The sequence below is a fragment of the Cellulomonas sp. NEAU-ZC6 genome (assembly GCF_056844425.1).
Genome location: NZ_JBXFYH010000005.1, coordinates 210,010 through 236,202 on the forward strand (window position 1 = coordinate 210,010; position 26,193 = coordinate 236,202).

A 26,193-nucleotide genomic window follows, 5' to 3' on the forward strand; every position below is an offset into this window, starting at 1 on the left:
CCCGCCCTGCCGATGACGACGGGGACGAGCGCGCAGGTGCGCTCGAGTCAGGGGACCTCGATGGCACAGACCTTCAACCCGCCGCCCGAGTGGCCCGCGGCCCCGGACGGCTGGTCGCCGGGCCCCGACTGGCGCCCTGACCCCTCCTGGCCGCCCGCTCCTGACGGCTGGCAGCTGTGGGTCGACGACGACGACGGCCCCGGTGCTGCCGCGCCCCGCACTCCCCGCAGTCGCCGGCGCACCGCTCTCCTGGTCGCGGCGGGACTGGTGGTCGGGCTGGTCCTGGGCGCCGGCGTCGCGAACGGAACAGCGTCGGAGGACCGCGCCGCCGCCGCGACGGAGCAGGAGAGGCTCGCCGACCTCGACGAGTCCCTGACGGACAGGGCCACGGCTCTCGACGACCAGGAGGCGGAGCTGGTCGCGCGGGAGGGCGCCGTGAGCGCCGCCGAGGAGGAGCAGCAGGTCACCGAGGAGGACCAGAGCACGCGTGCCGATGAGCTGGCCGCCCTCCAGGCGCAGCTCGATCAGCGCAGCGGTGAGCTGGACGGGACAGCCGCAGGCCTGGCCACGCGAGAGGCCGAGGTCGCGGCACGTGAGGCAGCGGCGGCGGTCAGCGCGCCGGCCGCCTCGGGCACGACGTCGACAGGCTCGTCCTCCAGCGGCGGTGGCGCGGTGTACTACGCCAACTGCGACGCCGCCCGCGCCGCGGGTGCCGCCCCGGTCCGCTCGGGCGATCCGGGCTACCGGTCTGCTCTGGACCGTGACGGGGACGGGGTGGGTTGCGAGTAGCGACTGCGGTGCCGGACCGGGGACCGGGTGCTCCACAGGTCGTCTTGCCCTGCGTCGTCCACAGGCGGTCCGTCACGGGTGGGCGGGGCCGGATCTGACGGGGCACCCTCAGGCGGGAACGGCGCACCGCGCGCCGGACCACCGGGAGGCGAGCACCGTGACGGACGAGGCGACCAGCACGCCGATCGCGTACCAGAGCAGGTCGGTCGCGACGAACGTGGTGCCGAGCAGGTACCGCAGCGGCGGGAGTGCGGCGACGGCCGCTGCGGGTCCGCCGGTGGCCTGGGCGAGCTCGACGGCCCAGCAGAGGGCCAGCGCGACCGCGGCCTGGACGGGACGGGACGCCCGTGGCACGGACAGGGCGACGAGCAGCAGCACCAGCACGGCGTACAGGGCGTCCCCGAGGGCGTCGCCGACCGGTCCCGAGCCGTACCGGGCGGTCGCGAGCCCCGCCGTGATGACGAGCCCGCCCGCGAGCGCCGTCGCACGCCACGGCCGCCGCTGCTCCGGGTCCCTCGTGGTCATCGCACCTCCCGGGACGACGGTAGGTCCGCCACGACCTGCTGGGACGGCGCGCGGGGCCGCGCCGGGAGGAGGTGTCGTGTCGGTCCCGTGTGCGACGGTTCCCCGGTGAGTCGCACCACCCGTCCCCGCCGCCGACCGACCGCACGCGACCGACGGGGGCGGCACCTCGGCTGGGTGTGGCTGGTCCTCGTCGTCGCCGTGGCGCTCGGCGCCGGGCTGCCGGTCTGGTCCGAGGCGCAGGAGTCGGCCCGGTTCCCCGTCACGTCGGCGGACCTCGACCGCGCCCGGGACGAGCTCGCCGGTCTGGCGGTGAAGGGCCGCGCACCGAAGACCGGGTACGACCGGGAGGAGTTCGGCCCGGCCTGGGCGGACGTCGACAGGAACGGCTGCGACACCCGCAACGACGTCCTCGCCCGCGACCTGACGGACGTGACCTACGAGGCCGGCACCCACGAGTGCGTCGTCCTGACCGGGACGCTGGACGACCCGTACACGGACACCGTCATCGACTTCGTCCGCGGGCCGGAGAGCGCGCGCGTCCAGATCGACCACGTCATCGCGCTGTCCGACGCGTGGCAGAAGGGCGCCCAGCAGTGGGACGCCGAGACGCGCCGGCAGTTCGCCAACGACCCGGCGAACCTGCTCGCCGTCGACGGACCCGCCAACGGCGCGAAGGGCGACGGCGACGCCGCGACGTGGCTGCCGCCGAGCACCGGGTACCGCTGCGCGTACGTCGTGCGGCAGGTGCGGGTGAAGGCCGCCTACGGGCTGTGGGTGACCCAGGCGGAGCACGACGCGATGGACCGCCAGCTCGACGGCTGCACGGTCGGGGACTGAGAGGAGGCGCCCCCGCGATCGTCGGTGTTCACCTGAGAGGTCACGAAGCCGGACGTCTCATGCGGGCTCTGGCGTCAGAGCAGCGGCCGCTGCAGGATCCATGACGCGCCGAGCACGAGCCCCCCGCCGCACACCACCAGGAACGCCAGCACCCAGAACCCGCCCGGCAGCGGCGTGAGCCGGCCGAGCATGTCCGCGTCCGACGTCCCCCGTCCGCGGGCCCGGCGCCGCTGCGACTGCATCTCCAGCACCGCCCGCGGCGCCCCGAGCAGCAGGTACCAGGTGACGGCGTACGCCGCGGCGACCTGCACCTCGGGGCTGCCCCACCACGTGACGCCGACCAGCACCACGCCGGTGACCAGCACCGCCCAGAGCCCGTACCAGTTCCGGATCTGCACGAGCAGCAGCGCGAGCGCGAGGACCAGCGCCCACAGCAGCCCGACGGCGTACCCCTGCCCGAGCAGCCACGCCGCCCCGAGACCGAGGACCGACGGCCCGACGTAGCCGGCGAACGCGGTCGCGACCATGCCGGGGCCGCGCGGCTTGCCGACGGACACCGTCAGCCCGGACGTGTCCGAGTGCACCCGGATGCCGGACAGGCGGCGGCCGGAGAGCACGGCGACCAGGCCGTGCGCCCCCTCGTGCACGATCGTCAGCGCGTGCCGGGACAGGTGCCAGAGCACGGGGACCACGAGGCAGAGCAGCGCGGCGGCGAGCGTGCCCAGCACGACGGCCTGCCCGGGGACGGGCTGCGCGGTCGTGGCGCGGTCCCAGATCTCCCCGGGCAGGACGCGCACCGTGTCGAGGAACCCGTTCACAGGGCGTCGAGGGCGACGTCGTCGAGCTCGGCGGTCAGGTGCAGCCCGTCGGCCTGCACCACCGCGCCGGTGACGCGCGCCCCGGCCGGCAGCTGGTCGGTGACGTCGACCTCCGTGAGCCGGGACGCGAGGGCGTCCGGCAGCACCCCGGCGTCGACGGTCAGCCCGGCGAGCGACGCGCTCGTGACCGTGGCGGTCAGCCCGTCGGCACCCGCCGGCGCCACCGCGAGCGCCACCCCGACCGGCACACCCGCCACGGAGCCGCCCGCCACCAGGGTCTCGCCCTCCACCGTCAGCGTCAGGTCCCAGCCGGTGCGCTCCCGCAGCAGCGTCTGCAGGGCGGCGGTGGGCACGGTCCCGGTGGCGACGACGTGCTCGGCGCCGCGCGGCTCGCGGACCGCCACGCCCGTGGCCGTCACGTCGAGGTCGGTCACGGCGAGGCCCTGCAGCGTCGCGGACGAGGCCTGCAGCCGGACGTCGTCGAGGGTGCCGCGGGCCAGCTGCGTGAGGAACGGGAAGCCCTCGATGGCGACGTCGAGGTCGGCGGCGTCGAGCCGGGACCGGGCGGCGTCGGCGGCGACGTCCTCCGCGATGCTGTGGCCGGCGCGGTCGGCGAGCAGCGTGCCGCCGACCAGCAGCACCACCGCCACCGACAGTCCGACGAGGCAGCCGGCGCGGCGGCGGGGGGAGCGGGTGCGGGTCACGCCCCGAGGGTACGAGGCGCGACGGCCGCCCCGCGGGAGGTCGGCGCACCGCACGCAACTCCTCCACCAGCACCCCGCACACCGCCCGCGCCTGCCGGGGATGACGGCGGACGTGCCGAGATCGGGCGCGGGCGTCGAGATAGGGCCACGGGAGGCCCTACCTCGGCGCGGACGCCCTACCTCGGCGGGCGGGGGCCGGGCGGTGAGCGGGCGGGGTCCGGGCCGGACAGGGACTCCCGGTTGCGGGGGTCTGCGGGGGGACGTTGACTCGAGGTCGGGACACGGCCACCGAGGCGGCAGGAGCGGGCGCATGGGCATCGGGGACTTCGTCGACAAGGCCAAGCGCGCCGTCGCGGGCCACGAGGACACGATCGCGGGCGCGATCGACAAGGCCGCGGGTGCCGCCAAGGGGCGCACCTCCGACTCGACCGACCAGAAGATCGACCAGGCCACGGACCGGGCGCGGGAGTTCCTGGAGCAGCAGAAGCGGGGCTCCGGCCGACCCGGCGCAGGGGGCGACCCCGCCACGCCGGACCCCGTCCGGAACCCCGAACGCACCGGACGCACCGAACGCACCGACCCGCCGGCACTCTGAGAGGCACCGCGTGACCGACAGCACCACCACGACCGAGCCCCCCACCACCCCCGAGCAGCCCGTGCTGATCGTCCTGCACGGCGGTCGCGGCGACCTCGCGCAGCGGATGGTCTACCCCGGCCTCGCGCAGCTCGCCGCGGGCGGCCTGCTGCCCGAGCGCTGGCTCGTCATCGGCACCGGCCGCCGCGAGGTGCCGGACGACGAGTACACGGACCTGGTGCGGGACGCGCTCCGCGAGCACGGCGACCCCGAGCACGCGGACGCCCTGGACGGCCACGTCCGGTACGCGTCCACGTTCAGCGAGGACGAGCCCGGAGAGCTGGTGGACGCGATCCACGACGCGACCCGGGAGCTGGGCGGGGACGGCGGCGACGTGACGGTCGTGCACTACCTGGCCGTGCCGCCGTCGGCCTTCGCGCCGACCACCCGCGCCCTGCGGGCCCACGACCTGGTCGACGGCGTCCGGGTCGTCTACGAGAAGCCGTACGGGACGTCGCCGGAGTCGTTCGAGGAGCTCGACGCCCTGGTGCACGAGGTGCTCGACGAGGACCAGGTGTTCCGGATCGACCACTTCCTCGGCAAGGAGGCGACCCAGAACCTGCACGTGCTGCGGTTCGGCAACGAGCTGTTCGGCGGCGTGTGGAGCCGCGAGCACGTGGCCCAGGTCCAGGTCGACGTGCCGGAGACCCTGGACGTCGCCGACCGCGCCGACTTCTACGACGAGACCGGCGCCGCGCTCGACATGCTGGTGACGCACCTGTTCCAGGTGGCCGCCGAGGTCGCGATGGAGCCGCCGGCCCGGATGGACGCCGCGCACCTCGCGAGCGCCCGCGAGCACGTGATCACCAGCTTCCGGCCGCTGGACCCGCGGCAGGACGTGGTGCTCGGGCAGTTCGAGGGCTACCGGGAGCTGGAGGGCATCGCGGACGACTCCTCGACGGACACCTTCGTGGCCGCGCGGCTCTGGATCGACAACGACCGCTGGCGAGGCGTGCCTTTCCTGCTGCGGACCGGCAAGCGGATGGCGGCGTCGGCCCAGCGCGTGACGCTGGTGCTGCGCACGCCGGACGAGGTGTTCGGCGAGCCGGCCGGCCCGGGCCGGATCAGCATCTCGCTGGCCGGGGACGGCGGGATCGACATCACCACCACGGTCAAGCAGCCGGGGCCGGACCTGCGGCTGGCGACCGGGACCGCGTCGCTGGCGCTGGACGACGTCGCCCCCGGTGACCCGCTGGCGCCGTACGCGTCGTTGCTGCACGACGTGCTGGTCGGCGACCGGACGCTGTTCACCACCCCCGACGGCCTGCGCGCCGCGTTCACCGCCTTCGCGCCGCTGCTCGGCCCGGACCGGCCAGACCCGGAGCCGTACGAGCCGGGATCGTGGGGCCCCGCCCGGGCCGACGACCTCGCCGGCCCGGACGGGTGGGTCCTCACTCGTAGCTGACGGCGTCCAGCACCTTCATCCGCGCGGCGCGGGTCGCGGGCCACAGCGCGGCCAGCACCCCGACGACGACGGCCAGCCCGAGCATCCCGGCCAGGTTCCCCCAGGGGACCACCAGCTCGGACAGGCCGTCGTCGGCGTACACCGACGGCAGAGCCGCGGCGAGGGCGACCCCGACGGCCAGCCCCACGACGGTGCCGAACACCGCGGTCAGCACCGACTCGACCGTCACGGTGCCGGCGAGCTGCAGCCGGCCCAGGCCGACGGCCCGCAGCAGGCCGATCTCGCGGGTCCGCTCGATCACCGACAGCGCCAGCGTGTTGACGATGCCGAGCACCGCGATCACGACGGACAGGCCCAGCAGCGCGTAGAGGATCACGAGCACCTGGTTGACCTGGTCGGCGAGGTTGGACACGAACTCGTCGGCGGTGAGCACGGAGACGACCACGTACGGCGCCACCGCCGCGGCGACCGCGTCCTGCAGCTCGGCCACGCCGACCCCGGCCGCGGCGTCCACCGCGAGGGTGTCGACCTGCTGCTGCTCCGGCGGCACCAGGCCGTCCAGCACCTCGGTGGACACGACCACCGGTGCGCCGATGACGTTCGTGGTGAACACGGCGCCGATCTCGAGGTCTTGCGGACCCGTCGCCGACGCGAGCCGGATCGTGTCGCCGACCGCCCAGCCCTCGGCGTCGGCCATGCCCTCCTGCACCGCCGCGCGGCCGTCCGCCAGCGAGGCCAGGTCGCCGTCGATCGTCTCGGCCTCGATCGTGCTGCCGAACAGGTCGTCCCGGACGCCCGCCACGAACGGGACGCCGGCGCTCTCGCCGTCGGCGGACACCTCCAGCGAGGCGAAGGCGAACGACGCCGCGCCGCCGACCTCGGGCAGGGCCTCGACGTCGGCGATCGCCCCCTTCGGGATGTCGAAGGTCGCGGACTGCAGCACCAGGTCGGTGTGCAGCTGGGACTCGACCACGCCGGCCACGGAGGCCTGCGCCGAGACCGCGATCACGGAGACGCCGCCGACCAGGGCCATGCCGATCATCAGGGCGCCGGCGGTGTTCGCCGTACGCCGCGGGTTGCGGACCACGTTGCCGCGGGCCAGCCGCCCGACGGGCCGGATCAGCCGGACGAACGGCCAGGCCAGCACGCCGATCGTGGCCCGCGCCAGGCTGGGCGCGAGCATCAGCACGCCGACCAGGACGGCCGCCGCACCGGCACCGAGCGCGGCGTCCATCGTGTCCTCGCCGGTGTTGAGCACCGCGGCGAGCACGGCCGCCGCGCCGAGGCCGGTCACCAGGGCGCCGACCACGGCGCGCACGCGCATCGAGCGCTCGGGCACGGTCACCTCGTCGCGCATCGCCTCGACGGGCGGCACCAGGGCCGCACGCCGGGCGGGCACGGCCGCGGCCAGCACGCTGACCACGGTGCCCACCAGCAGCGAGATGCCGATCGTCGCCCCGTCGACGGGGATGTCACCCGCCAGGTCCATGCCCATCTGCTCGAACACGGCCTTCAGGCCCTGCACCAGGGCGAGCCCGCCGGCGATCCCGAGGGCCGAGCCGATCAGCCCGACCACCGCGGCCTGCACCAGGATCGACGTGAAGACCTGCGCCGGCGAGGCACCGACGGCCCGCAGCAGGGCGAACTCCCGCATCCGCTGCCGGACGGACATCGCGAACGTGTTGGAGATGATGAACGCGCCGACGAACAGCGCGATCGCCGCGAACACGAGCAGGAACGTGGTGATGAACCCGAGCATCTCGCTGATCGCGGCCTTGTTCTCGTCCCGGAGCTCCTGGCCGGTCACGACCTGGAGGTCGCCCGGCACCAGCGGCTGCAGCGCGGTCACCAGCTCCTGCGGGCTGGTCCCGTCCGCCGCGTACACGGCGATGTCGGCGAGCAGGTCGCCGGGGGCGAACAGCGCGAAGCCCGTTCCCGGGTCCACGACGACCAGGGTCGCGCCGGCCATCGGGGCACCCATGTCGAACCGGCCCACGACCTCCGCGTCGGTGATCTGGCCACCCAGCACGACCTGCGTCGTGCTGCCGACCTCGAGCCCGGACGACGCGAGCGTCGCCGTCTCCAGCGCGATCTCCCCGGCGCGCTCCGGGCCGCGGCCCTCGACCACCTCGAGCGACGGGTCGCCCTCGACGTAGGCGAACACGAGGCTCGGCGCCTGGGTGCTCTGCACGGCGGTGCCGTCGGCGCCGACCAGCACGATCGACCCGGACGCCTCCGGGACCGCCGCGTCGACGCCGTCGAGCGCGGCGATGTCGTCCACCAGGTCCATCGGCACCGCGGGAGCCGGCACGGACCCCTCCACCGCGGACGCGCCCTCGACCGGCTCGGCACGCACGTACGCGTCGCCGGGGGTGCCGGCGTCGACGATGCCGTCGAACGTGCTGGACATCATGGTGCGCAGCGAGAACGTGCCGGCGACGAAGGCCACGCCCAGCGCGACCGCCAGCAGCGACAGCACGAACCGGACCAGGTGCGCGCGGATCCCGCGCAGCGCCACCCGGCCCATCAGACGACCGCGGCGGGTGCGGGGCGCAGGGCGGCGAGCGCCGCGAGCACCGTCTCGGGGGTGGGGTCCGTCAGCTCGCCGACCAGGGAGCCGTCGGCGAGGAAGAGCACGCGGTGCGCGTACGAGGCCGCGGTCGGGTCGTGCGTGACCATGACGACGGACTGGCCGAGCTCGTCCACCGATCGGCGCAGGAAGCCCAGCACCTCGCCCGACGACGTCGAGTCCAGGTTGCCGGTCGGCTCGTCGGCGAACACCACGGAGGGCCGGGACACCAGCGCGCGGGCGCAGGCGACGCGCTGCTGCTGACCGCCGGACAGCTCGGTCGGCTTGTGCCCGAGCCGGTCGGCCAGCCCGACGGCCTGCACGACGGCGTCGAGGTGGTCGCGGTCGACCGGGCGGCGCGCGATGTCGAGCGGCAGCGTGATGTTCTCCAGCGCGGTCAGCGTCGGCACCAGGTTGAACGCCTGGAACACGAAGCCCAGCCGGTCCCGCCGCAACCGGGTCAGGTGCCGCTCGGACATGCCGCTGACCTGGACGCCGTCCACGACCACCGTGCCCGCGTCGGACCGGTCCAGCCCGGCCATGCAGTGCATGAGCGTCGACTTGCCCGAGCCGGACGGGCCCATGATGGCCGTCAGCTCGCCGCGCCCGAAGTCCACGTCGACGCCGGCGAGCGCCCGCACCGCCGTCTCACCCGTGCCGTACGTCTTGACCAGACCGCGTGCACTCGCGATCGGCGTCGCGTCGTTGGTGGTCATGCTCCCCATCCCGTCAGTCCGAGTCGAACCCGTCGATCGTCCCGTGGCCGCAGCACCCAGGGGCATCGGTGAGTACCCTGGCCGGCCCCTGAGCGGCCCCCGGGTCCGCGCGGTCGGGAACCCTGAGGACGTTCGTCCTGCGAGGTGTGGCGTGGGTCACACCGGACACCTAGTGTGGTGCACGAGGTGCTCCGATGGTGTGGTCCCTGCTGCTGTGGTTGACGCTCCCGGCGCTCACCTTCGCCGTCGTCCTCCGGCTGATCCCCGGGGCGGGGGCGGAGCTGTCGCCGCGGCGGCGTGCGGCCCGGGACCGGCGACGCGCCCGCGCGGCCGCCGTGCTGGACCGGATCGCGGCGCGCGTCCGGCACGGCCGGCGCCGGCCGCCGCCGGACCCGTTCGACGCCCTGCACGTGCAGATGCGGCTCGGGATCGTCGCGCAGCACCTGCAGCGGCTGGAGGCCGACCCGCACGCCTGGGCGCGTGCCGAGCGGATCATCGCCAGCCAGCTCGCGTACGACGCGCTGCTCGCCGACGCCTGCCGCCTGGCCGAGGTGGAGGTGCTCCCGCGGCCCAAGGGCGACCCGTGGGAGCGGATGCGCGAGGAGGTCGAGCTCGCCGCGCGCGGCTGGACCTGGTGAGGCGCCCCGTCGACCCTGCCGGCCTCGCCGGCCCGGGTCAGCCCGCGACGACGGTGAGCGTGCTCGACCCGTCGCCGCGCCGCCGGACCTCGATCCGCTCCGCCACCGCCTGCTTGAGCGCCTCGACGTGCGACACGACGCCGACCACCCGGCCGCCGGCGCGCAGCCGGCCGAGCTCGCCGAGCACCGCGTCCAGCGTGTGCGGGTCCAGGGTGCCGAAGCCCTCGTCGATGAACAGCGTGCCGAGCTCCACGCCGCCCGCCTCCGCCGTGACCACGTCGGCCATGCCGAGCGCCAGGCACAGCGACACGTAGAACGTCTCCCCGCCGGACAGGGTGCGGGGGTCGCGGGCGGACCCCGTGGTGTGGTCCACGACCCGCATCGCGAGGCCGGTGCGGCGGCTGCGCACGTCCTCCCGCTCGTCGCTGCGCTCCAGCCGGTACCGGCCGTCGGACATCTCGCCGAGCCGGTCGTTGGCCGCGGCGACGACGTCCTCGAACCGGCGGACCAGCACGTACGTGGCCAGCGACAGGGCCCGGGCGTTGTCGGCGTCGGCGCCCCCCGCCAGCCGCGCCATCCGGCTCACCGGCGCGGCCCCGGCCTCCGCCGCGGTCAGCGCGCGGGCCGCGGTCGTCACGTGCTCGGCGGCCTCGACCGCACGTGCCGCGCGGTCGCGGACCGAGCCCAGCACCGCACCCGCGGCGTCGGCGTCGGCGACGGCCGCGGTCAGCTCCTCGTCCAGCTCCGCCACCTCGGCGGCCAGGGCCACCGGGTCCCCGGCCGCCAGGTCGGCCAGCTCCGGGTCGCGCAGCCCCTGCTCGACCCGGGCGACCGCGGTCCGGTAGGCGTCGACCGCGCGTTCGACGGCCGCGACGCCCTCCGCCTCGGCGATCGCGGCGCGGGCGGCGTCCTCGTCGTCGACCTGCTGCTCCGCCAGCACGGCGGCGAGCTCGGCGGTCCGGTCGGCCACGGACCGGCCGGCAGCGGTCCGGCGGTCCAGGGCGTCCAGCACCGCGCCCGCGGCGTCCACGCGCGCCTGCTCGGCGCCCTGCCGCGCGAGCACCGTGGGGTGCCCCTCGCGGGCGGACGCCACCTCCGCGCGGTCGCGGGCCAGGTCCTCCTCCGCGCGCGCCAGCGCGTGCCCCGCGGCGGTGTGCTCGTCGCCGATCGCCGCACGGGTGAACCGCAGGTCCTCGGTCGCGCGGTCGTGCTCCGCGATCTCGGTGCGGGTGCGCTCGCGCGTCCGCTCGGCGGCCTGCGCCTCGGCCAGGGCCGTGCGGCAGGCGTCGACGGCCGCGAGCGCGACGTCGGCCTGGTCGGCACGCAGCCCGCCGGTGCGCTCGCGCAGCGCGGCACAGCGCTCCGCGCGGCCCACCACGCGGGCGTCCGCCTCCTGCACCGCGTCCTCCGCCGCGCGCCGGCGCTGCTCCGCGGCGGCCACGTCCTCCTCGCGGACGTGGTCCGCGTGCAGCGGGGCCGGCTGCGGGTGCTCCGTGCCGCCGCAGACCGGGCACGGCTCGCCGTCGACCAGCGCGGCGGCGAGCTCTCCGGCGAAGCCGTCCAGCCGGGCGGTCCGCAGCCGCGCCTCCTCCTGCACCGCGGCACGGGCCGCCCGGGCGGCGGCGGACCGGGCCGCCTCCGCGGCGGCCAGCGCGGACTCGGCGTCGGCCAGGTCGCGGACCGCGGCCAGCACCGCCTCGGCGTCGGCCAGGTCGCGGGCGCGGGCCGGGCCCGTGGCGGCGGCCTCCGACGCCTCGTCCAGCACCCGGACCAGCGCGGCCCGGCCCTCCGGCCGCACCGCGAGCAGGTCGTCGGCCTCGGCCATGGTGCGCGCCCGGGTCACCTGCACCTCGCGCAGCCGGTCCCGGTCCCGCTCCCGTCCGGGCAGCGTGCGCTCGAGCGCGACCAGCCGCGTCAGGGTGGCCACGAGCGCCGTGCTCGTGTCCCGGGCGGCGGACAGCGCCGCGGGCAGCCCCGGGTCCGCCAGCGCCGCGTCGACGTCCGCCGGCGCCAGGCCGGCGGGGGCGGCGTCCAGCGCGGCGCGGAGCTCCTTCTCGGCACCCGCGAAGGCCGCCCGCGCGTCGTCCAGGCCGCGCAGCACGGGGCGCACCACCGCGGCCCGGCGGGCGCGCTCGACCCGCGCCAGGTCGGCGGCGTGCTGGTCCGCGCCCTCCGCGAGCCGCGCCCGCTCCGCCTCCAGCTGCACGCGCCGGCGCACCAGCGTCAGCCGCGCCCCGGCGCCGTCCGCCGCCGCCCGCGCCGCGTGCACGCGGGCCGCGGCCCGGGCGGCGCCGTCCCGCGCCTCGTCGGCCTGCGCCCGCAGCGCGGCGAGCCGGTCGGCGACCAGCGGCCCGAGCGCGGTGACGTCCTCGGTCGCGGCGGCGCGCAGCTCCGCCACGGCGTCGGCGTCCGCCGCCGCCGCACCGGCGAACCGCGCGGTGCACTCCTGCACCTCGGCCCGTGCGTCGGCCACGGCCCGCTGCGCCTCGCGCCGCAGCTCGTCGAGCCGCTGCTGCACGCGCTCGTAGACCTCGGTGCCGAAGATCCGCTGCAGCAGGCCGCGGCGCTGCTCGGGGTCGGCGCGCAGGAACGCCGCGAACTCCCCCTGCGGCAGCACCATCGTCTGCACGAACTGCGCGCGGTCCAGCCCGACCACGCGCGTCAGCTCGGCACCGGCCTCGTCCAGCCGGGTCGACAGCAGCTCGCCCGCGGGCTCGTCGCCCGCCGGCAGCCCCTCGGGCACGGCGGTCAGCCGCCACAGCTTCACGGTCGCCTGCTGCTTGGCCCGGCCCACGCCCCGGCGCTTCGCGCGCTCGTAGGCCGGCGTCCGCCGCACCCGGTAGACCCCGGACCCGGTCTCGAACACCAGGTCCACCACGGTCTCGGTGTCGTCGGCGGCGAACGCGGAGCGCAGCCGGTCCTCGCTGGCCGCGGCGGACGCGACCTTGCCGTAGAGCGCGAACACGACCGCGTCGATCACCGTCGACTTGCCGGCACCGGTCGGACCCTCGAGCAGGAACAGCCCGCCGGCCGACAGCGCGGCGAAGTCGACCGTGTGCGTCCCGGCGAACGGGCCGACGGCCTGGATGGTCAGGGTGTGCAGCCGCATCAGGCGCTCCGCTCCGCCTGCGCGGCGTCCTCGTAGGCGCGCCGCAGCACGGCGGCCTCCGTGTCGGTCGGTCGTGCCCCGCTGACGTGCTCGACGAACTCCGCGGCGACCTCGAGCGGGTCCCGGGCGGCCGTGACCTCGGCGGCGCGCGGCCCGGCCTCCCGCACGGGCGGCTGGTGCTGCACGACGAGCGCGTGCGGGAACCGGCCCCGTACCCGGCGGTACAGGTCGGCCGGCCGGTGCGCGTCCGTCACCGTGACGCGCACCCAGTCCTCGACGTGCGGCTCCCCGGTCGCGCCGAGCAGCTCGTCCAGCGGGCCGGTCAGGTCGGTCAACCGGCGCGGCACCGGCGCGGGCAGCAAGCGCACCGCCGGAGGGCCGGACGCGCCCAGCTCCACGAGCGTCGTGGACTTGGCCTGCCGCGCCTCGGAGAACGAGTAGGCCAGCGGCGACCCGGAGTACCGCAGCACCGTCGGGCCGTCCTCGGCGCCCACCCGCTGCGGGCCGTGCAGGTGGCCCAGCGCGACGTAGTCGACGCCGTCGAACACCGCCGCCGGCGCGTGGTCCACGCCGCCGACGCGGATGTCGCGCTCGGACTCGCTCGCGGCGCCGCCGACCACGAACGCGTGCGCCAGCACCACGGAGCGCGGCGCGGACCGGCCCGCGCCGGCCGCCACGGCGGTGCGGTCGGCGAGGTCCGTGCGGACCCGGTCCATCGCGGCACCGAGCACCGCGGCGTGCGAGCGGGCGAGCGGCCCGTCGCCGTCGGGGCCGGCGAGCGCGTGGCGTGCCGCGTCGGGGTCGAGGTACGGCAGGCCGTAGACCAGCACGTCGCCGTCGCCCGACGGCAGCAGCACGGGCCGGCCGACGTCGGCGGTCCGGGCCAGCACCCGCACGCGGTCCTGCAGGAGGTCGGCGCCGAACCCGAGCCGGACGGCGGAGTCGTGGTTGCCGGGCGTGAGGACCACGACGGTGTGCTCGGCCAGGCGGCGCAGGGTCTCGGAGAGCATCGCGACCGACTCGACCGGGGGGATCGCCCGGTCGTACACGTCGCCGGCGACCAGCACCGCGTCGACCCGCTCCTCCTGGACCACCTCGACCAGGTGGTCCAGGAACGCCTGCTGGTGCGACGTCAGGTCCACGCCGTGCAGGGTGCGGCCCAGGTGCCAGTCGGACGTGTGCAGGAGCCGCATGCGGACGACGGTAGCCGCCGGGACCGACATCCCCCGACCACCTCGACGTCGCCTGTGGACGACCGGCGTGGCGCGGTCAGGCGACGGCCGGCGACGGCTCCAGGTCGAACTCGCCGGCCATCCCGAGCATCTCCAGCTTGGACAGCACCTCGCGCTCCGGGTCGCGCAGCGTGAGGGCCTGCCCGGTCTCCGAGGCGGCCAGGTGCAGCTGCAGGACGAAGGCCAGGCCGGAGGAGTCGATGAACGTCACGCCGGCCGTGTCCACCACGATCGGCGCGGTGCTCGCGAGCGCCTCCGCCATCGACAGGCTCGCCTCCGCGCGCAGCGCCGCGTCCACCTCGCCCCGGAGCCGGACCACGGTGCGGCCGTCCTCGGAGGTCACCCCGATCTCCCCGGCGGGGGTCGCGGCGTTCTCGATCGGGTCCATCGGTCCTCGTCTGCTCGCTGGTCGTGGGGCCGACCGATCATGGACCGTCGGCGTCCGCCGCGCACCCGGGAGGGCCGGCGGGGTGCCGGTGGCCACCGCGGCGGCCACCGTCGTGCTCATCAGGGACAACGCGACGGCGCCGGGGTTCGTTCCCCGGCGCCGGCTCAGGCCTGTCCGTCCGGCAGGGGGTCGGTGACGTCCGCCACGGTCGCGTCCAGCACCCGCACCAGGTCGTCGCCGTCCACCGTCGCGCCGACCCCGTGGCCGCCCCCGCCGATGGACGCGGGCCGGCCCGGGACCCGCTCGTCCGCGACCACGGGCCACGCCCGGAGCGAGCCGAACGGCGTGATGGTGCCGCGCTCGTACCCGGTGACGTCCCGGGCCGTCGCGGCGTCGGGCATGGACATCCGGCTCACGCCGAGCAGCGTGCGCAGCTTGGGCCAGGAGATCGTGCGGTCCCCGGGCACGAGCACGAACAGGTAGTCGTCCTCCCCGCGCCGGACCACCAGCGTCTTGACGATCCCGGACGGCTCGACGCCGCGGGCCGCCGCGGCCTCGGCCAGGGAGCCGACGCGGCCGTGCCGGGTGATCGTGTGCGGGATGCCCGCGTCCGCGAGCGCCTGCGCCGCGCGCTGCTCGCCCTCGCCCTGCGTGGTCGTCATGCCCGCCACCCTACGAGGGCGCTACGACACGAGCGTGCCCGCCACCACCTGCGCCGTCTCCCCGTGCCACGTCCGCCGGAGCCACCGGTCGTGCGACGCGACCACCACGGCGCCCGGCGCCGACCGCAGCGCCTCCGCCAGCTCGTCCGCGAGCGCGAGCGAGATGTGGTTGGTCGGCTCGTCGAGCAGCAGCACGTCGGGTGCCTGGGCGACCAGCAGCGCGAGCACCACCCGGCGCCGCTGCCCGACCGACAGCTCGCGCAGCGGCCGGTCGACGTCCCGCGGCGCGACCAGCCCCAGCTCGACCAGCGGCACCGCGTCCGGCACGCCGTCGGTCACCAGCCCGTAGACCGCGCGCGGGGTGCGGGCGTCGTCCGCCAGGCCGACGTCCTGCTCCAGCAGCGCCACCCGCGCGCCGCGGGCCCGGTGCACGGTGCCGCGGGCCGGAGCCAGGTCGCCCGCCAGCAGGTGCAGCAGCGTCGACTTGCCCGAGCCGTTGGGACCCGTGACGAGCAGCGCGGTCTCCGGGTGCACGTCGAGCGCGTCGACCACCAGCCGGCCCGGCACCTCCGCTCCCCGGACGGCGACGGCGAGCCCGTCGCGGGGACCCGCGGTCGTGAGCGTCCCGCGGAACCGCAGCTCGCGCGGCGGGCGCGGCACGGGCGCCGCCTCCAGCTCGTCCAGGCGGCGGCGCGCGTCCCGCACCCGGCGGGACACCTGCTGCTCCACCCGGTCGCCGGCCCGGCCGTAGGCCATCGTGTTCCGGTCCGTCATGGCCCGCCCGGGCGCGACGGTGCGCGCCGCCCCGCCGCCGGCCAGGGCGACGCGCAGCGCGGCCACCTCGTCGCGCTCGGCCGCCCACCGCTCCGCCCACTGCCGGCGGGCGACCTGCTGCGCCGCGCGGTAGTCCGCGTAGCGCCCGCCCACCACGCGGGGGCCGCCGAGCACCGGGTCCAGGTCGAGGATCTCGGTGCACACCTCGTCCAGGAACACCCGGTCGTGGCTCGCGAGCACGACGGCGCCCGGCAGGTCGACCAGCGCGCCGGCCAGGAACTCCGCGGCCGCGTCGTCCAGGTGGTTGGTGGGCTCGTCCAGCAGCACCGCGCCCGGGCGGCGGACCAGCACGGCCGCGAGCGCGAGGCGGCTCCGCTGCCCGCCGGACAACGTGCCGCTCGGCCGGTCGGGGTCCACGTCGGCCAGCCCCAGCCCGGCGAGCACCCGCTGCGCGCGGGCGTCGGCGTCCCAGACGTCGGCGGCCTGCGCGCGGGCGAGGGCGTCGTCGTACCGCGCGGCCGCGCCCGGGTCGACGTGCTCGGCCGCGAGCGCGGCGGCGGCCTCCTCCAGGCCGGCCGCGAGCGCGCGGACGGCGGCGAGCGCGTCCTCGACCACGTCGTGCAGCGTCGCGTCGGCGCCGAAGGGCGGCTCCTGGTGCAGGTGCGCGAGGTCGTCGGGACGCCGCACCTCGCCGGCGTCCGGGGCGTCGGCCCCCGCGAGCAGCCGCAGCAGGGTGGACTTGCCGGCGCCGTTCTCGCCGACGACGCCGAGCCGGTGCCCGGGGTCGACGGCGAGGGTCACGTCGGTGAGGACCCGGCGGTCACCGAACAGCCGGGAGACGCCCGTCGCGCGCAGGACGGGGGTCGAGGACGTGCGGACGTGCAGGTCCGCGGGGGTGCCGGGTACCGGCATGCAGATCACCACCAGGGAGCGCCGAGGGTCGCACCGCAGGTGGGCGCGGGGTTCGGCACGAGTCGGGACAGGACTCGGGGCGGCTCAGATCCACATGATGACGACGATAGGTCCACGCGCTGGACGCGTCGAGGGTATTTTCGCGGGCTCCTGCACGCGGCGGACCTGTGCGCCCGCTGTGTGCCCGGAGGTCAGCGGGACGTGGGCGCAGGGAGAGCGCTCCCGCGCAGCGCCCGAGCCGGTGCCACGCCGCCCCGCTCGCCTTGACCGTCACCCGGACGGGTGACCTACTGGGCCGTCCAGGGGACAGCGCACCCGCAAAGACGCTGGGCGGCTCCCCCGCGACCCAGGGGGTTGACCCATGCATCCACGTACCCGGCGCGCGAGCGTGCCCGCCGTCCTCGCCGTGCTGGCGCTGACGGTCCCCGTCGGTGCCGCCTCGGCGGCCGAGGACGATCCCGCGGTCGAGACCGCGGTGGCCGACGCCCTCCAGGAGGGCCGGTCGTTCCCGGCCGACTTCTGGTGGGACGAGTCGCCCGACGACACGGCGCGGGCCCGCGCGATCCTCCGGCAGATGACCTTGGACGAGAAGGTCAACATGATGCACGGGGAGCTGAACAACTACTTCGGCTTCTACAACGCGCCGATCGAGCGGCTGGGCATCCCGGCGCTGACCATGGCCGACGGGCCGGCCGGCGTCCGCATCGCCAACCCGGACGTCAACGAGCAGCAGTCCACCCAGCTGCCGTCGCCGCTCGCGCTCGCCGCGACGTGGGACGAGGACCTGGCGCAGGAGTACGGCCGCGTCGCGGGCGACGAGGCGCACCGCACCGGGCACAACGTGCTGCTGTCCCCCGCCCTCGACATCGCGCGGGTGGCCCAGGCCGGTCGCGCGTTCGAGGCCTTCGGCGAGGACCCGCTGCTGACCGGCGTCCTGGGGGCGGCGGAGATCCGCGGCATCCAGGCCAACCCGGTCGTCGCCGACCTCAAGCACTACAACGTCTACACGCAGGAGCAGAACCGGCTGGCCGGCGGCAACGCCGTCGTCGACGAGCGCACGCTGCAGGAGATCTACACGCGGCCGTTCGCCATCGGCCAGGAGCAGGGTCGCGCCGGGTCGGCGATGTGCGCGTTCAACAAGGTCAACGGCACCTACGCCTGCGAGAACGACGAGCTGCAGAACCAGATCCTCAAGCAGCAGCTCGGCTTCCAGGGCTGGATCATGAGCGACTACGGCGCCACCCACAGCACCGTCCAGTCGGTCCTCGGCGGGCTCGACCAGGAGATGCCCGGGAACTTCACCCCCGAGGTGGGCCCCGGCGACTGCTTCCTCTGCGGACCGCTGCTCGACGCCGTGCGCGCCGGCCAGGTGCCGATGTCGCGGATCAACGACGCCGTGCTGCGCATCCTGCGCCCGATGGTCGCCCTGGGGCTGTTCGACAACCCGCCGACCGTCCGCCCGCTGCCGGAGGACGCGAACTCCGCGTTCGCCCGCTCGGTGTCCGAGCGCGCGTCCGTGCTGCTCAAGAACGACGGTGCGCTCCCGCTCGGGGCGAACGTCGGCTCGATCGCCGTCATCGGGACCGACGCCGACGCCGTCACCCAGGGCGGCGGCTCCTCCCAGGTCATCCCGACCCGGACCGTCAGCCCGCTCCAGGGCATCCAGGAGCGCGTCGCGCCCGGGGTCGCCGTGACCCACACGCCCGGCACCGACCCGGTCACCTCCGCGGTCCTGCTGCCCGGGCCGGACGCGATCCCGTCCGACTACCTGACGTCCGCGCTGGGCGACGGGGAGGGCCTGCGCGTCGAGTACTTCGACACGGCCGACCTGTCCGGCGCCCCCGCCGTGGACCGCACCGAGCCGTTCGCGGGGATCTTCGGCGGCTTCTTCCTGTTCGAGGGGTTCAACGCGCAGTCGCCGCACTTCCCGGTGCAGGACAACATGCACAACGCCTCGATCCGGTGGACCGGCACGCTCACGCCCCCGGTCTCCGGGACGTACGAGCTCGCCGTCACGACCAACGGCACGAGCACCGTCTACCTGGACGACCAGCCGGTGCTGACGACCGGTCCCTCGGGCGACCCGGCGGTCACCACCGCCTCGGTCGACCTCGTGGCCGGCCAGGCCTACGCCCTGCGGGCCGAGTACACCAACGACTCCCCCGGCGGCACCGACGCGGGCGCCGCGTTCCGGCTCGGCTGGACCGCGCCCGAGGCGTTCGTCACCCCGTCGGTGCAGGCCGCGGCGCAGGCCGCGCGGTCCGCGCAGACGGCCGTCGTCGTGGTCCGCGACTACTCCAGCGAGGGCGGCGACAAGCCGAACCTCGACCTGCCCAACGGGCAGGCGGAGCTGATCCGCCAGGTCGCCGCGGCCAACCCGCGCACGATCGTCGTGATCGAGGCGGGCGGGGCCGTGCAGACCTCCGACTGGGACGGCGCCGTCCCGGCCGTGCTGCACAACTGGTTCGGCGGCCAGGAGCAGGGCGCCGCGATCGCCGGCATCCTGTTCGGCGACGTCAACCCCTCCGGCCGGCTGCCGATCAGCATCCCGGTCGACGAGGCCTCGACGCCGGTCAGCGACCCGTCGCAGTACCCCGGTGACGAGCTCGACCAGCAGTTCAGCGAGGGCATCTTCGTCGGCTACCGCGGCTACGCGGAGCGCGGCATCGAGCCGCAGTACGCGTTCGGGCACGGGCTGTCGTACACCTCGTACGCCTACTCGAACCTGCGCACCGGGGCCGTCCCCGACCCGGACGGCGAGGGCACCCAGCTGCAGGCCACCGTCAACGTCCGCAACACCGGCGCCCGGGCCGGCACCGAGACCGTCCAGGTCTACGTCGGCAACCTGCCCACCCGCCGGGTGAGCAGCGCGCCCGTCTCGCTGGCCGGCTGGGCCGACGTGACGCTCGAGCCGGGCCAGACCCAGGCCGTCACCGTCACGCTGAGCCCGGAGTCGCTGTCCTACTGGGACGTCGACCTCGACGAGTGGCGCACGCCGACCGGCACCATCCAGGTGCAGGTGGGGGCCGCCTCCGACGACATCCGCCTGACCCGCAACCTCGCGATCTCGAACGCGCTCGTCCGCTGACGCGATCGCATCCGGCGACGCCGAGGTAGGGCCTCCGGTCCGAGGTAGTGCGTCCTGACGTACTACCTCGGCGGGAAGGCACTACCTCGGCGTCGTGCTGCGCGGGGGGTGGCGCGGGGGGGTGCGGTGATCGCCCTGGGCGAATCGCGATCGCGTGCGGTCCGCCGTGCGGCGACAATGGTGCGCCGTGACTGCCGCCGACCCCACCTCCCCCGCGCCCGCCCCCTCCGGCGACGGCGCGCGCGCGGGCGACGGCGCGGGCGTCGGCGACGGCGCCACCACGTCCGACCCGGGCACGACCGCGGGACAGCGCTCTCGGCGTCGCCGTGGCGGGCGCGGGCGCCGGCCCGCCGGTGACCGGGCCGCTGGTGACCGGGCCTCTGGTGACCGGGCCGCTGGTGACCGGGCCTCTGGTGACCCGACCGGCGGCGACCGGGCTGCGGAGGGCGGGGCACCCGACCACGCGACGACCCCGGCGCAGCCGGCGCGCACCGGCGACCGCCCCCCGCGCTCCGGCAACCGCCGCCCGCGCGACGTCGATCGCCCCCGCGGCCGCGAGGGCCGCACCCGCCGCCTCGCGGCGATGGCCGACGCGCGGCGCGCGGTCGTGCTGCCCCCGGTCGTCTACCCCGAGCAGCTGCCCGTCTCCGCCCGCCGCGCGGAGATCGCCGCCGCGATCCGCGACCACCAGGTCGTGATCGTCGCCGGCGAGACCGGCTCCGGGAAGACCACCCAGCTGCCGAAGATCGCGCTGGAGCTCGGCCGCGGGCGCGACGGCCAGATCGGCCACACCCAGCCCCGCCGGATCGCCGCGCGCACCGTCGCCGAGCGGATCGCCGAGGAGCTCGGCACCAGCATCGGCGAGCTGGTCGGCTACCAGGTGCGGTTCACCGACGAGTCGTCGGAGCGCACGCTGGTCAAGGTGATGACCGACGGCATCCTGCTCGCGCAGATCCAGCGCGACCCGGAGCTGCTGGCCTACGACACCCTGATCATCGACGAGGCGCACGAGCGCTCGCTCAACATCGACTTCATCCTCGGGTACCTCGCGCAGCTGCTGCCGCGGCGGCCCGGGCTCAAGGTCGTCATCACCTCGGCGACGATCGACTCCGCCCGGTTCGCCGCGCACTTCGCGGGTCCCGCGACCGAGGAGCACCCGGACGGGGTCCCGGCGCCGGTGGTCGAGGTCACCGGGCGCACCTACCCCGTCGAGATCCGGTACCGGCCGCTGTCCCCGGACCGCCCCACCGACGACCCGGACGACCTCGACGCCCCGGACGGCGCCCACCCGCGCGCCGGGTCCCGGGCGACCCCGGCGAAGGGTGCGAAGACGCCGCCGCCCGAGGACCGCGACCTGATGTCCGCCGTCTGCGAGGCGGTCGACGAGCTCACCCGCGAGGGCCCGGGCGACGTGCTGGTCTTCTTCTCCGGCGAGCGCGAGATCCGGGACGCCGAGGAGGCGCTGCGCGGGCACCTCGGCGTGCGGGTGCAGGACGCCCGCCGACCGGACGCGGTCGAGCTGCTGCCGCTGTACGGCCGGCTCTCCGCCGCGGAGCAGCACCGGGTGTTCCAGCAGCACAGCGTGCGTCGCGTGGTCCTCGCCACCAACGTCGCCGAGACCTCGCTGACCGTGCCGGGCATCCGGTACGTCGTCGACCCCGGCACGGCCCGGATCTCCCGGTACTCCAAGGCGACCAAGGTGCAGCGGCTGCCGATCGAGCCGATCTCCCAGGCCTCGGCCAACCAGCGGTCCGGCCGCTGCGGGCGCGTCGCCGACGGCATCGCGATCCGGCTGTACTCCGAGGACGACTACGAGTCCCGGCCGCGGTTCACCGAGCCCGAGATCCTGCGCACCTCGCTGGCCTCCGTCATCCTGCAGATGATCTCGGTGGGCGTCGCGACCGGGCCGGACGACGTGGCGTCGTTCCCGTTCGTCGACCCGCCGGACACCCGTGCCGTCCGCGACGGCGTGCAGCTGCTCACCGAGCTCGGCGCGCTCGACGCGTCCGCCGGGGGCACCCGGCTGACCGACACGGGCCGCGCGCTGGCGCAGCTGCCGATGGACCCGCGCCTCGCGCGGATGATCGTCGAGGCCGGGCGCCGGGGCGTCGCGCGCGAGGTCATGGTCGTCGCCGCCGCGCTGTCCATCCAGGACCCGCGCGAGCGCCCGGTGGAGCAGCGCGCCCAGGCCGACCAGCTGCACGCCAGGTTCGCGGACCCGACGTCGGACTTCCTGGCGTACCTGAACCTCTGGCAGTACGTCCGCGACGCGCAGCGTGACCTGTCCAGCTCGGCGTTCCGGCGGCTGTGCAAGGCCGAGTACCTGAACTTCCTGCGGCTGCGCGAGTGGCAGGACGTGGTCACCCAGCTCAAGGAGTTGGCCAAGCCGCTGGGCATCACGGTGAACCCGCCCCGCCAGACCGACCGCGACCTCTCCGAGGAGCGCGACCCGGCCACCGAGGGACGCGGCGCGTACCGGCTGGAGTGGGACGCCGACCGGGTGCACGTCTCGCTGCTCGCCGGGCTGCTGTCGCAGATCGGCATGCAGGAGGCGTCCGACCTGTCCGGCGGCGCGGCCCCCGCCCGGGGGAAGGGCGGTCGCGACGGCGGCCGGACCCCGGACCGGCGCGCACGCAACGAGTACCTGGGTGCGCGCGGTGCGAAGTTCGCGATCTTCCCCGGCTCCGGCCTGGCCAAGAAGCCGCCCGCCTGGGTCATGGCGGGCGAGCTGGTCGAGACCTCCCGGCTGTGGGGCCGCGACGTCGCGCGGATCCAGCCCGAGTGGGCCGAGGACCTGGCGGCCCACCTGGTGAAGCGGTCCTACTCGGAGCCGTCGTGGTCGTCCAAGCAGGGCGCCGCGATGGCCGTCGAGCGCGTCATGCTCTACGGCGTCCCCATCGTCACCGGCCGCCGGGTGCTGTTCGGCAAGGTCGACGCCGAGCACGCCCGCGAGCTGTTCATCCGGCACGCCCTGGTCGAGGGCGACTGGACCACGCACCACGCGTTCTTCGCCGAGAACCGCCGCCTGCTGGACGAGGCCGAGGACCTGGAGGCGCGGTCGCGGCGTCGCGGCCTGGTGGTCGACGACGACGCGCTGTTCGCCTTCTACGACGAGCGGATCCCGGACGACGTCGTCTCCGCGCGGCACTTCGACCAGTGGTGGAAGAGCGCCCGGCGCCGGGAGCCCGACCTGCTGTCGTTCACCCGCGAGCTGCTGGTGGCCGACGACGCCGGCGTCGACGAGTCGTCGTTCCCGTCGACCTGGCCGCAGGGTGACCTGGAGCTGCCGCTGACCTACCAGTTCCGGCCCGGCACCGACGCGGACGGCGTCACCGTGCACGTGCCGCTGGTCGCACTGGCCCGGGTCCGGCCCGAGGGCTTCGACTGGATGGTGCCCGGCCTGCGCGAGGAGCTGGCGACCGCGACCATCCGCGCGCTGCCCAAGCCGGTCCGCGTGCAGCTGGTGCCCGCCCCCGACGTCGGCCGCGACGTCGTCGCCTGGCTCGACGCGCACACCGCGGGCTGGGCGGACACCGTGCGGGCCGCGGACGCGGCGCCGTCGTTCCGGGACGCGTTCCGGCAGGCGGTGCGCGCGCTCCGGGACGTCGACGTGCCCGCCGACGCGTTCGACGACGACCGGCTGCCGCCGCACCTGCGCGTGACGTTCCGCGTCGTCGACGAGCGCGGCCACGTCGTCGACGAGGGCAAGGACCTGAACGTGCTGCAGCGCCGGCTCGCCGCGCGCACGCAGGACGCCGTGAGCAGCGCCGTCCGGACCGCGGTGCGGGACGCGATGGCCGACGCGCGCGCGGCCGCTCCCGGCGCCGGCGCACCGGTCCCGGCGCCCGGGAGGCGCCCCGCCGCGCCGTCCCCGCTGCCGGGGTTCGACGGCACCGACCTCACCACCTGGCCGGCCGACCTGCCCGGCGGGGCCCTGCCCGAGCGGGTCGAGACCCAGGACGCCAGCGGCCTGACGGTGCGCGGCTACCCCGCCCTGGTCGAGCACGGCCGCGGCACCGCCGCGACCGTGCGCGTCGAGGTGCTGGCCGACGCCGGCGACCAGGCGGTCCGGCACCGCGCGGGCGTGCGGCGCCTGCTGCTGCTCGACGTCGGGCTCGCCACGGGCCGGATCACCAGCCGGTGGACCGGGACCCAGGCGCTGACCCTGGCCGCGAGCCCGTACCCGAGCACGGACGCGCTGGTCGCCGACGTGCAGCTCGCCGCCGTCGACCGGCTGCTCACGGTGCACCTGGCCGGGCGGCCGGCGACCGCGGTCCGGAGCGCCGACACCTACGCCGCCGCGCGCACCGCGGTCCGCGACGGCCTGGAGGACCAGGTGCACCGCGTGGTCGGGGACCTCGTCTCCGTGCTGTCCGCGGCGCGCGACCTGGAGGCCGCCGTGCGCGGCACCCGGTCGCTGGCCCTGCTCGGCGCCGTCCGCGACGTGCAGGCGCAGGCGACGGCGCTGGTGCACGACGGGTTCGTCTCCGAGACCGGGGCGGAACGGCTCCCCCAGCTGTCCCGGTACCTGCGGGCCGCCGCCCTGCGCCTGGACAAGGCCGGCGCCAACCCGACCCGGGACGAGCAGCTAGCCTGGCAGGTGCGCGACCTGGAGCAGCTGCTCGGGCAGACCCGCGCGCGGGTGACGTCCCGCACCCCCGTGCCGGCCGACCTGGCCGCGCTGGACGAGGTCCGCTGGCTGCTCGAGGAGCTGCGGGTCAGCCTGTTCGCGCAGCAGCTCGGCACGCCGGTCCCGGTCAGCGAGAAGCGGATCCGCAAGGCGCTCTCGGCGCTGGCCTGAGCCGTTCGGGCCGCGAGGTCGTCACAACGGCGCGAGGTCGTCAGTCAGGACTGACGACCTCGGCCGGACGTGACGACCTCGCGGCCGGGTGGGATCTCAGTCCTCGTGCGACGACCGGGCGTAGTCCTGGTCCTTCGTCTCCGTGGACAGGATCAACGCGATCAGCGTGAGCACACCGGCGCCCGACAGGTACACGCCGACCAGCCACGTGCTGCCGTCGGCCGCGGCCCACAGCGCCAGCGCGACGATCGGCGCCAGCGCCGCGCCGAGGATCGACGACACGTTGTACGCGATGGCCGAGCCCGTGTACCGGACGTTGGTCGGGAACAGCTCGGGCAGCAGCGCGCCCATCGGCCCGAACGTGGCGCCCATGAGCAGGAACCCGAAGACCAGGAACGCCTGCGTCAGCGCCCCGGTGAACACCAGGTCGTCGCGCACCGTGAGGAACAGCGGGAAGGACAGCCCGAACACGATGATCGCGGAGGTCACCCCGATCAGGAGCTTGCGGCGGCCCAGCCGGTCCGCGAGCGGGCCGGACAGCATCGTGAAGATCCCGAAGAACACCACGCCGATGATCTGCATGAGCACGAAGTGGACGTACGGCAGGCCGAGCCCCCCGGGCTCGCCCGTCCCCGGGTCGACGGCGCGGGTGCCGTAGGTGAGCGTGAAGTTCGTCATCAGGTAGAACAGCACGTAGGTCGCCAGCATGATGAACGTGCCGAGCAGCGTCGCGCGCCAGTGGTGCCGCAGCGTGGTGCCGAGCGGGAGCTTGGTGACCTTGCCCTTCTTCTCGGCGGTGGTGAACGCCTCGGACTCCACCAGCTTGAGCCGCACCCACAGGCCGATGATCACCATGACGGCCGAGAACAGGAACGGCACCCGCCAGCCCCAGGACATGAAGGCGTCCGAGCCCTGGCCCAGCACCCCGTTGATGATCAGGAAGATGCCGTTGGCGATGATGAAGCCGAGCGGCGCACCCAGCTGCGGGAACGTGCCGTACCAGGCGCGCTTGCCCGCGGGCGCGTTCTCCGTGGCGACCAGCGCGGCGCCGGACCACTCGCCGCCGAGCGCGAAGCCCTGCGCGAGCCGCAGGATCAGCAGCAGCACGGTGGCGGTGATGCCGATGCTGTCGAACGTGGGCAGCACGCCGATCAGGAAGGTCGCCACGCCCATCGTCAGCAGCGAGTAGACGAGCGTCGTCTTGCGGCCGCGCCGGTCACCGAGGTGGCCGTAGAAGATCGCGCCGATCGGGCGCGCGACCATCGCCGCGCCGAACACCGCGAAGGACGCCAGCAGCGCCGTGGTGTCGTTGCCGGTGGGGAAGAACAGGTGCGGGAAGACGAGGACGGCGGCCGTCGCGTAGACGTAGAAGTCGTAGAACTCGATGGTGGTGCCCACGAGGCTCGCGGCGATGACGCGCGAGGGGGAGTTCAGCGGCTTGGACGCGGCCGGCTCGGTGGTGGGCACTGCGGTGGCTGACATGCGGACGGCTCCGGTTCGGCAGGCGGTGAGGACGCGGACCACCGGGTGGACGTCGGGGTCGGCTCGCAGCTCGGCTCGGGTGACGCACGCGGTGCTCCAGCGCACGGGCG

The 26,193-nt window shown here is 75.7% G+C and carries 18 protein-coding genes; 7 read left to right on the plus strand and 11 right to left on the minus strand.

The genetic code is table 11. The features are described from left to right. The first annotated feature begins 60 nt into the window (after positions 1 to 60). A complete protein-coding gene (locus AC1050_RS18665; protein ID WP_482388904.1) occupies positions 61 to 789 on the plus strand; it encodes an excalibur calcium-binding domain-containing protein in 729 nt (242 codons plus the stop codon). Between the two features lie 108 nt (positions 790 to 897). Here the strand turns inward: AC1050_RS18665 and AC1050_RS18670 are convergent, their stop codons facing one another. Next, a complete protein-coding gene (locus AC1050_RS18670; protein ID WP_482388905.1) occupies positions 898 to 1,314 on the minus strand; it encodes a DUF2809 domain-containing protein in 417 nt (138 codons plus the stop codon). Positions 1,315 to 1,419: 105 nt separating this feature from the next. Between AC1050_RS18670 and AC1050_RS18675 the strand changes: the two genes are divergently transcribed. Next, positions 1,420 to 2,151, plus strand: coding sequence for an HNH endonuclease family protein (locus tag AC1050_RS18675; RefSeq protein ID WP_482388906.1), 732 nt, complete (start codon positions 1,420 to 1,422; stop codon positions 2,149 to 2,151). A 74-nt stretch (positions 2,152 to 2,225) separates the two neighbouring features. Here AC1050_RS18675 and AC1050_RS18680 read toward each other — a convergent pair whose 3' ends face one another. Both AC1050_RS18680 and AC1050_RS18685 read right to left on the minus strand, forming a co-directional pair. Further along, positions 2,226 to 2,969: a M50 family metallopeptidase gene (locus tag AC1050_RS18680; RefSeq protein ID WP_482388907.1), complete on the minus strand. Its 744-nt coding sequence runs from the start codon at positions 2,967 to 2,969 to the stop codon at positions 2,226 to 2,228. Beyond that, on the minus strand, positions 2,966 to 3,673 hold the full coding sequence (locus tag AC1050_RS18685; RefSeq protein WP_482388908.1) for an LmeA family phospholipid-binding protein: 708 nt from the start codon (positions 3,671 to 3,673) through the stop codon (positions 2,966 to 2,968). Before AC1050_RS18685 ends, AC1050_RS18680 begins: the two co-directional genes overlap by 4 nt. A 310-nt stretch (positions 3,674 to 3,983) precedes the next feature. Between AC1050_RS18685 and AC1050_RS18690 the strand changes: the two genes are divergently transcribed. Both AC1050_RS18690 and AC1050_RS18695 read left to right on the plus strand, forming a co-directional pair. Next, positions 3,984 to 4,268 carry an antitoxin gene (locus AC1050_RS18690; protein ID WP_482388909.1) on the plus strand — a complete coding sequence of 95 codons (285 nt, stop codon included), beginning with the start codon at positions 3,984 to 3,986 and terminating at the stop codon, positions 4,266 to 4,268. Positions 4,269 to 4,278: 10 nt separating this feature from the next. Beyond that, on the plus strand, positions 4,279 to 5,712 hold the full coding sequence (locus AC1050_RS18695) for a glucose-6-phosphate dehydrogenase (protein WP_482388910.1): 1,434 nt from the start codon (positions 4,279 to 4,281) through the stop codon (positions 5,710 to 5,712). On the opposite strand, the gene AC1050_RS18700 is transcribed toward AC1050_RS18695, so the two are convergent. Beyond that, positions 5,699 to 8,239 (minus strand): ABC transporter permease, encoded by a 2,541-nt coding sequence (locus AC1050_RS18700; RefSeq protein ID WP_482388911.1) that lies wholly within the window; start codon positions 8,237 to 8,239, stop codon positions 5,699 to 5,701. The genes AC1050_RS18695 and AC1050_RS18700 overlap by 14 nt on opposite strands. After that, positions 8,239 to 8,997: an ABC transporter ATP-binding protein gene (locus AC1050_RS18705; protein WP_482388912.1), complete on the minus strand. Its 759-nt coding sequence runs from the start codon at positions 8,995 to 8,997 to the stop codon at positions 8,239 to 8,241. The genes AC1050_RS18700 and AC1050_RS18705 overlap by 1 nt, the downstream gene beginning before the upstream one ends. Before the next feature lie 194 nt (positions 8,998 to 9,191). Here AC1050_RS18705 and AC1050_RS18710 point away from each other — a divergent pair, with 194 nt between their 5' ends. Then, positions 9,192 to 9,635, plus strand: a complete 444-nt coding sequence (locus tag AC1050_RS18710) for a hypothetical protein (protein ID WP_482388913.1) — start codon at positions 9,192 to 9,194, stop codon at positions 9,633 to 9,635. Positions 9,636 to 9,672: 37 nt separating this feature from the next. Here AC1050_RS18710 and AC1050_RS18715 read toward each other — a convergent pair whose 3' ends face one another. From AC1050_RS18715 to AC1050_RS18735, 5 genes are all read right to left on the minus strand, one after another. Further along, complete coding sequence (locus AC1050_RS18715; protein WP_482388914.1) at positions 9,673 to 12,744, minus strand: AAA family ATPase; 3,072 nt, start codon at positions 12,742 to 12,744, stop codon at positions 9,673 to 9,675. Continuing rightward, the gene (locus AC1050_RS18720) at positions 12,744 to 13,937 is read right to left on the minus strand and encodes an exonuclease SbcCD subunit D (protein ID WP_482388915.1); all 1,194 of its coding nucleotides are present in this window, start codon (positions 13,935 to 13,937) and stop codon (positions 12,744 to 12,746) included. Before AC1050_RS18720 ends, AC1050_RS18715 begins: the two co-directional genes overlap by 1 nt. Before the next feature lie 76 nt (positions 13,938 to 14,013). Beyond that, positions 14,014 to 14,364, minus strand: a complete 351-nt coding sequence (locus tag AC1050_RS18725) for an STAS domain-containing protein (protein ID WP_482388916.1) — start codon at positions 14,362 to 14,364, stop codon at positions 14,014 to 14,016. Positions 14,365 to 14,528: 164 nt separating this feature from the next. Continuing rightward, positions 14,529 to 15,026, minus strand: a complete 498-nt coding sequence (locus AC1050_RS18730) for an aminoacyl-tRNA deacylase (protein WP_482388917.1) — start codon at positions 15,024 to 15,026, stop codon at positions 14,529 to 14,531. A gap of 21 nt (positions 15,027 to 15,047) precedes the next feature. Then, positions 15,048 to 16,712, minus strand: a complete 1,665-nt coding sequence (locus tag AC1050_RS18735; protein WP_482388918.1) for an ABC-F family ATP-binding cassette domain-containing protein — start codon at positions 16,710 to 16,712, stop codon at positions 15,048 to 15,050. A 361-nt stretch (positions 16,713 to 17,073) separates the two neighbouring features. Between AC1050_RS18735 and AC1050_RS18740 the strand changes: the two genes are divergently transcribed. Together AC1050_RS18740 and hrpA are read left to right on the plus strand one after the other, a co-directional pair. Next, the gene (locus AC1050_RS18740) at positions 17,074 to 19,800 is read left to right on the plus strand and encodes a glycoside hydrolase family 3 protein (protein ID WP_482388919.1); all 2,727 of its coding nucleotides are present in this window, start codon (positions 17,074 to 17,076) and stop codon (positions 19,798 to 19,800) included. 583 nt (positions 19,801 to 20,383) lie between these two features. After that, entirely contained in the window at positions 20,384 to 24,601 is a 4,218-nt protein-coding gene (hrpA, locus tag AC1050_RS18745; protein WP_482388920.1) for an ATP-dependent RNA helicase HrpA, read from the plus strand. A gap of 96 nt (positions 24,602 to 24,697) precedes the next feature. Here hrpA and AC1050_RS18750 read toward each other — a convergent pair whose 3' ends face one another. Continuing rightward, positions 24,698 to 26,083: an MFS transporter gene (locus AC1050_RS18750; RefSeq protein WP_482388921.1), complete on the minus strand. Its 1,386-nt coding sequence runs from the start codon at positions 26,081 to 26,083 to the stop codon at positions 24,698 to 24,700. Between the last annotated feature and the right edge of the window lie 110 nt (positions 26,084 to 26,193).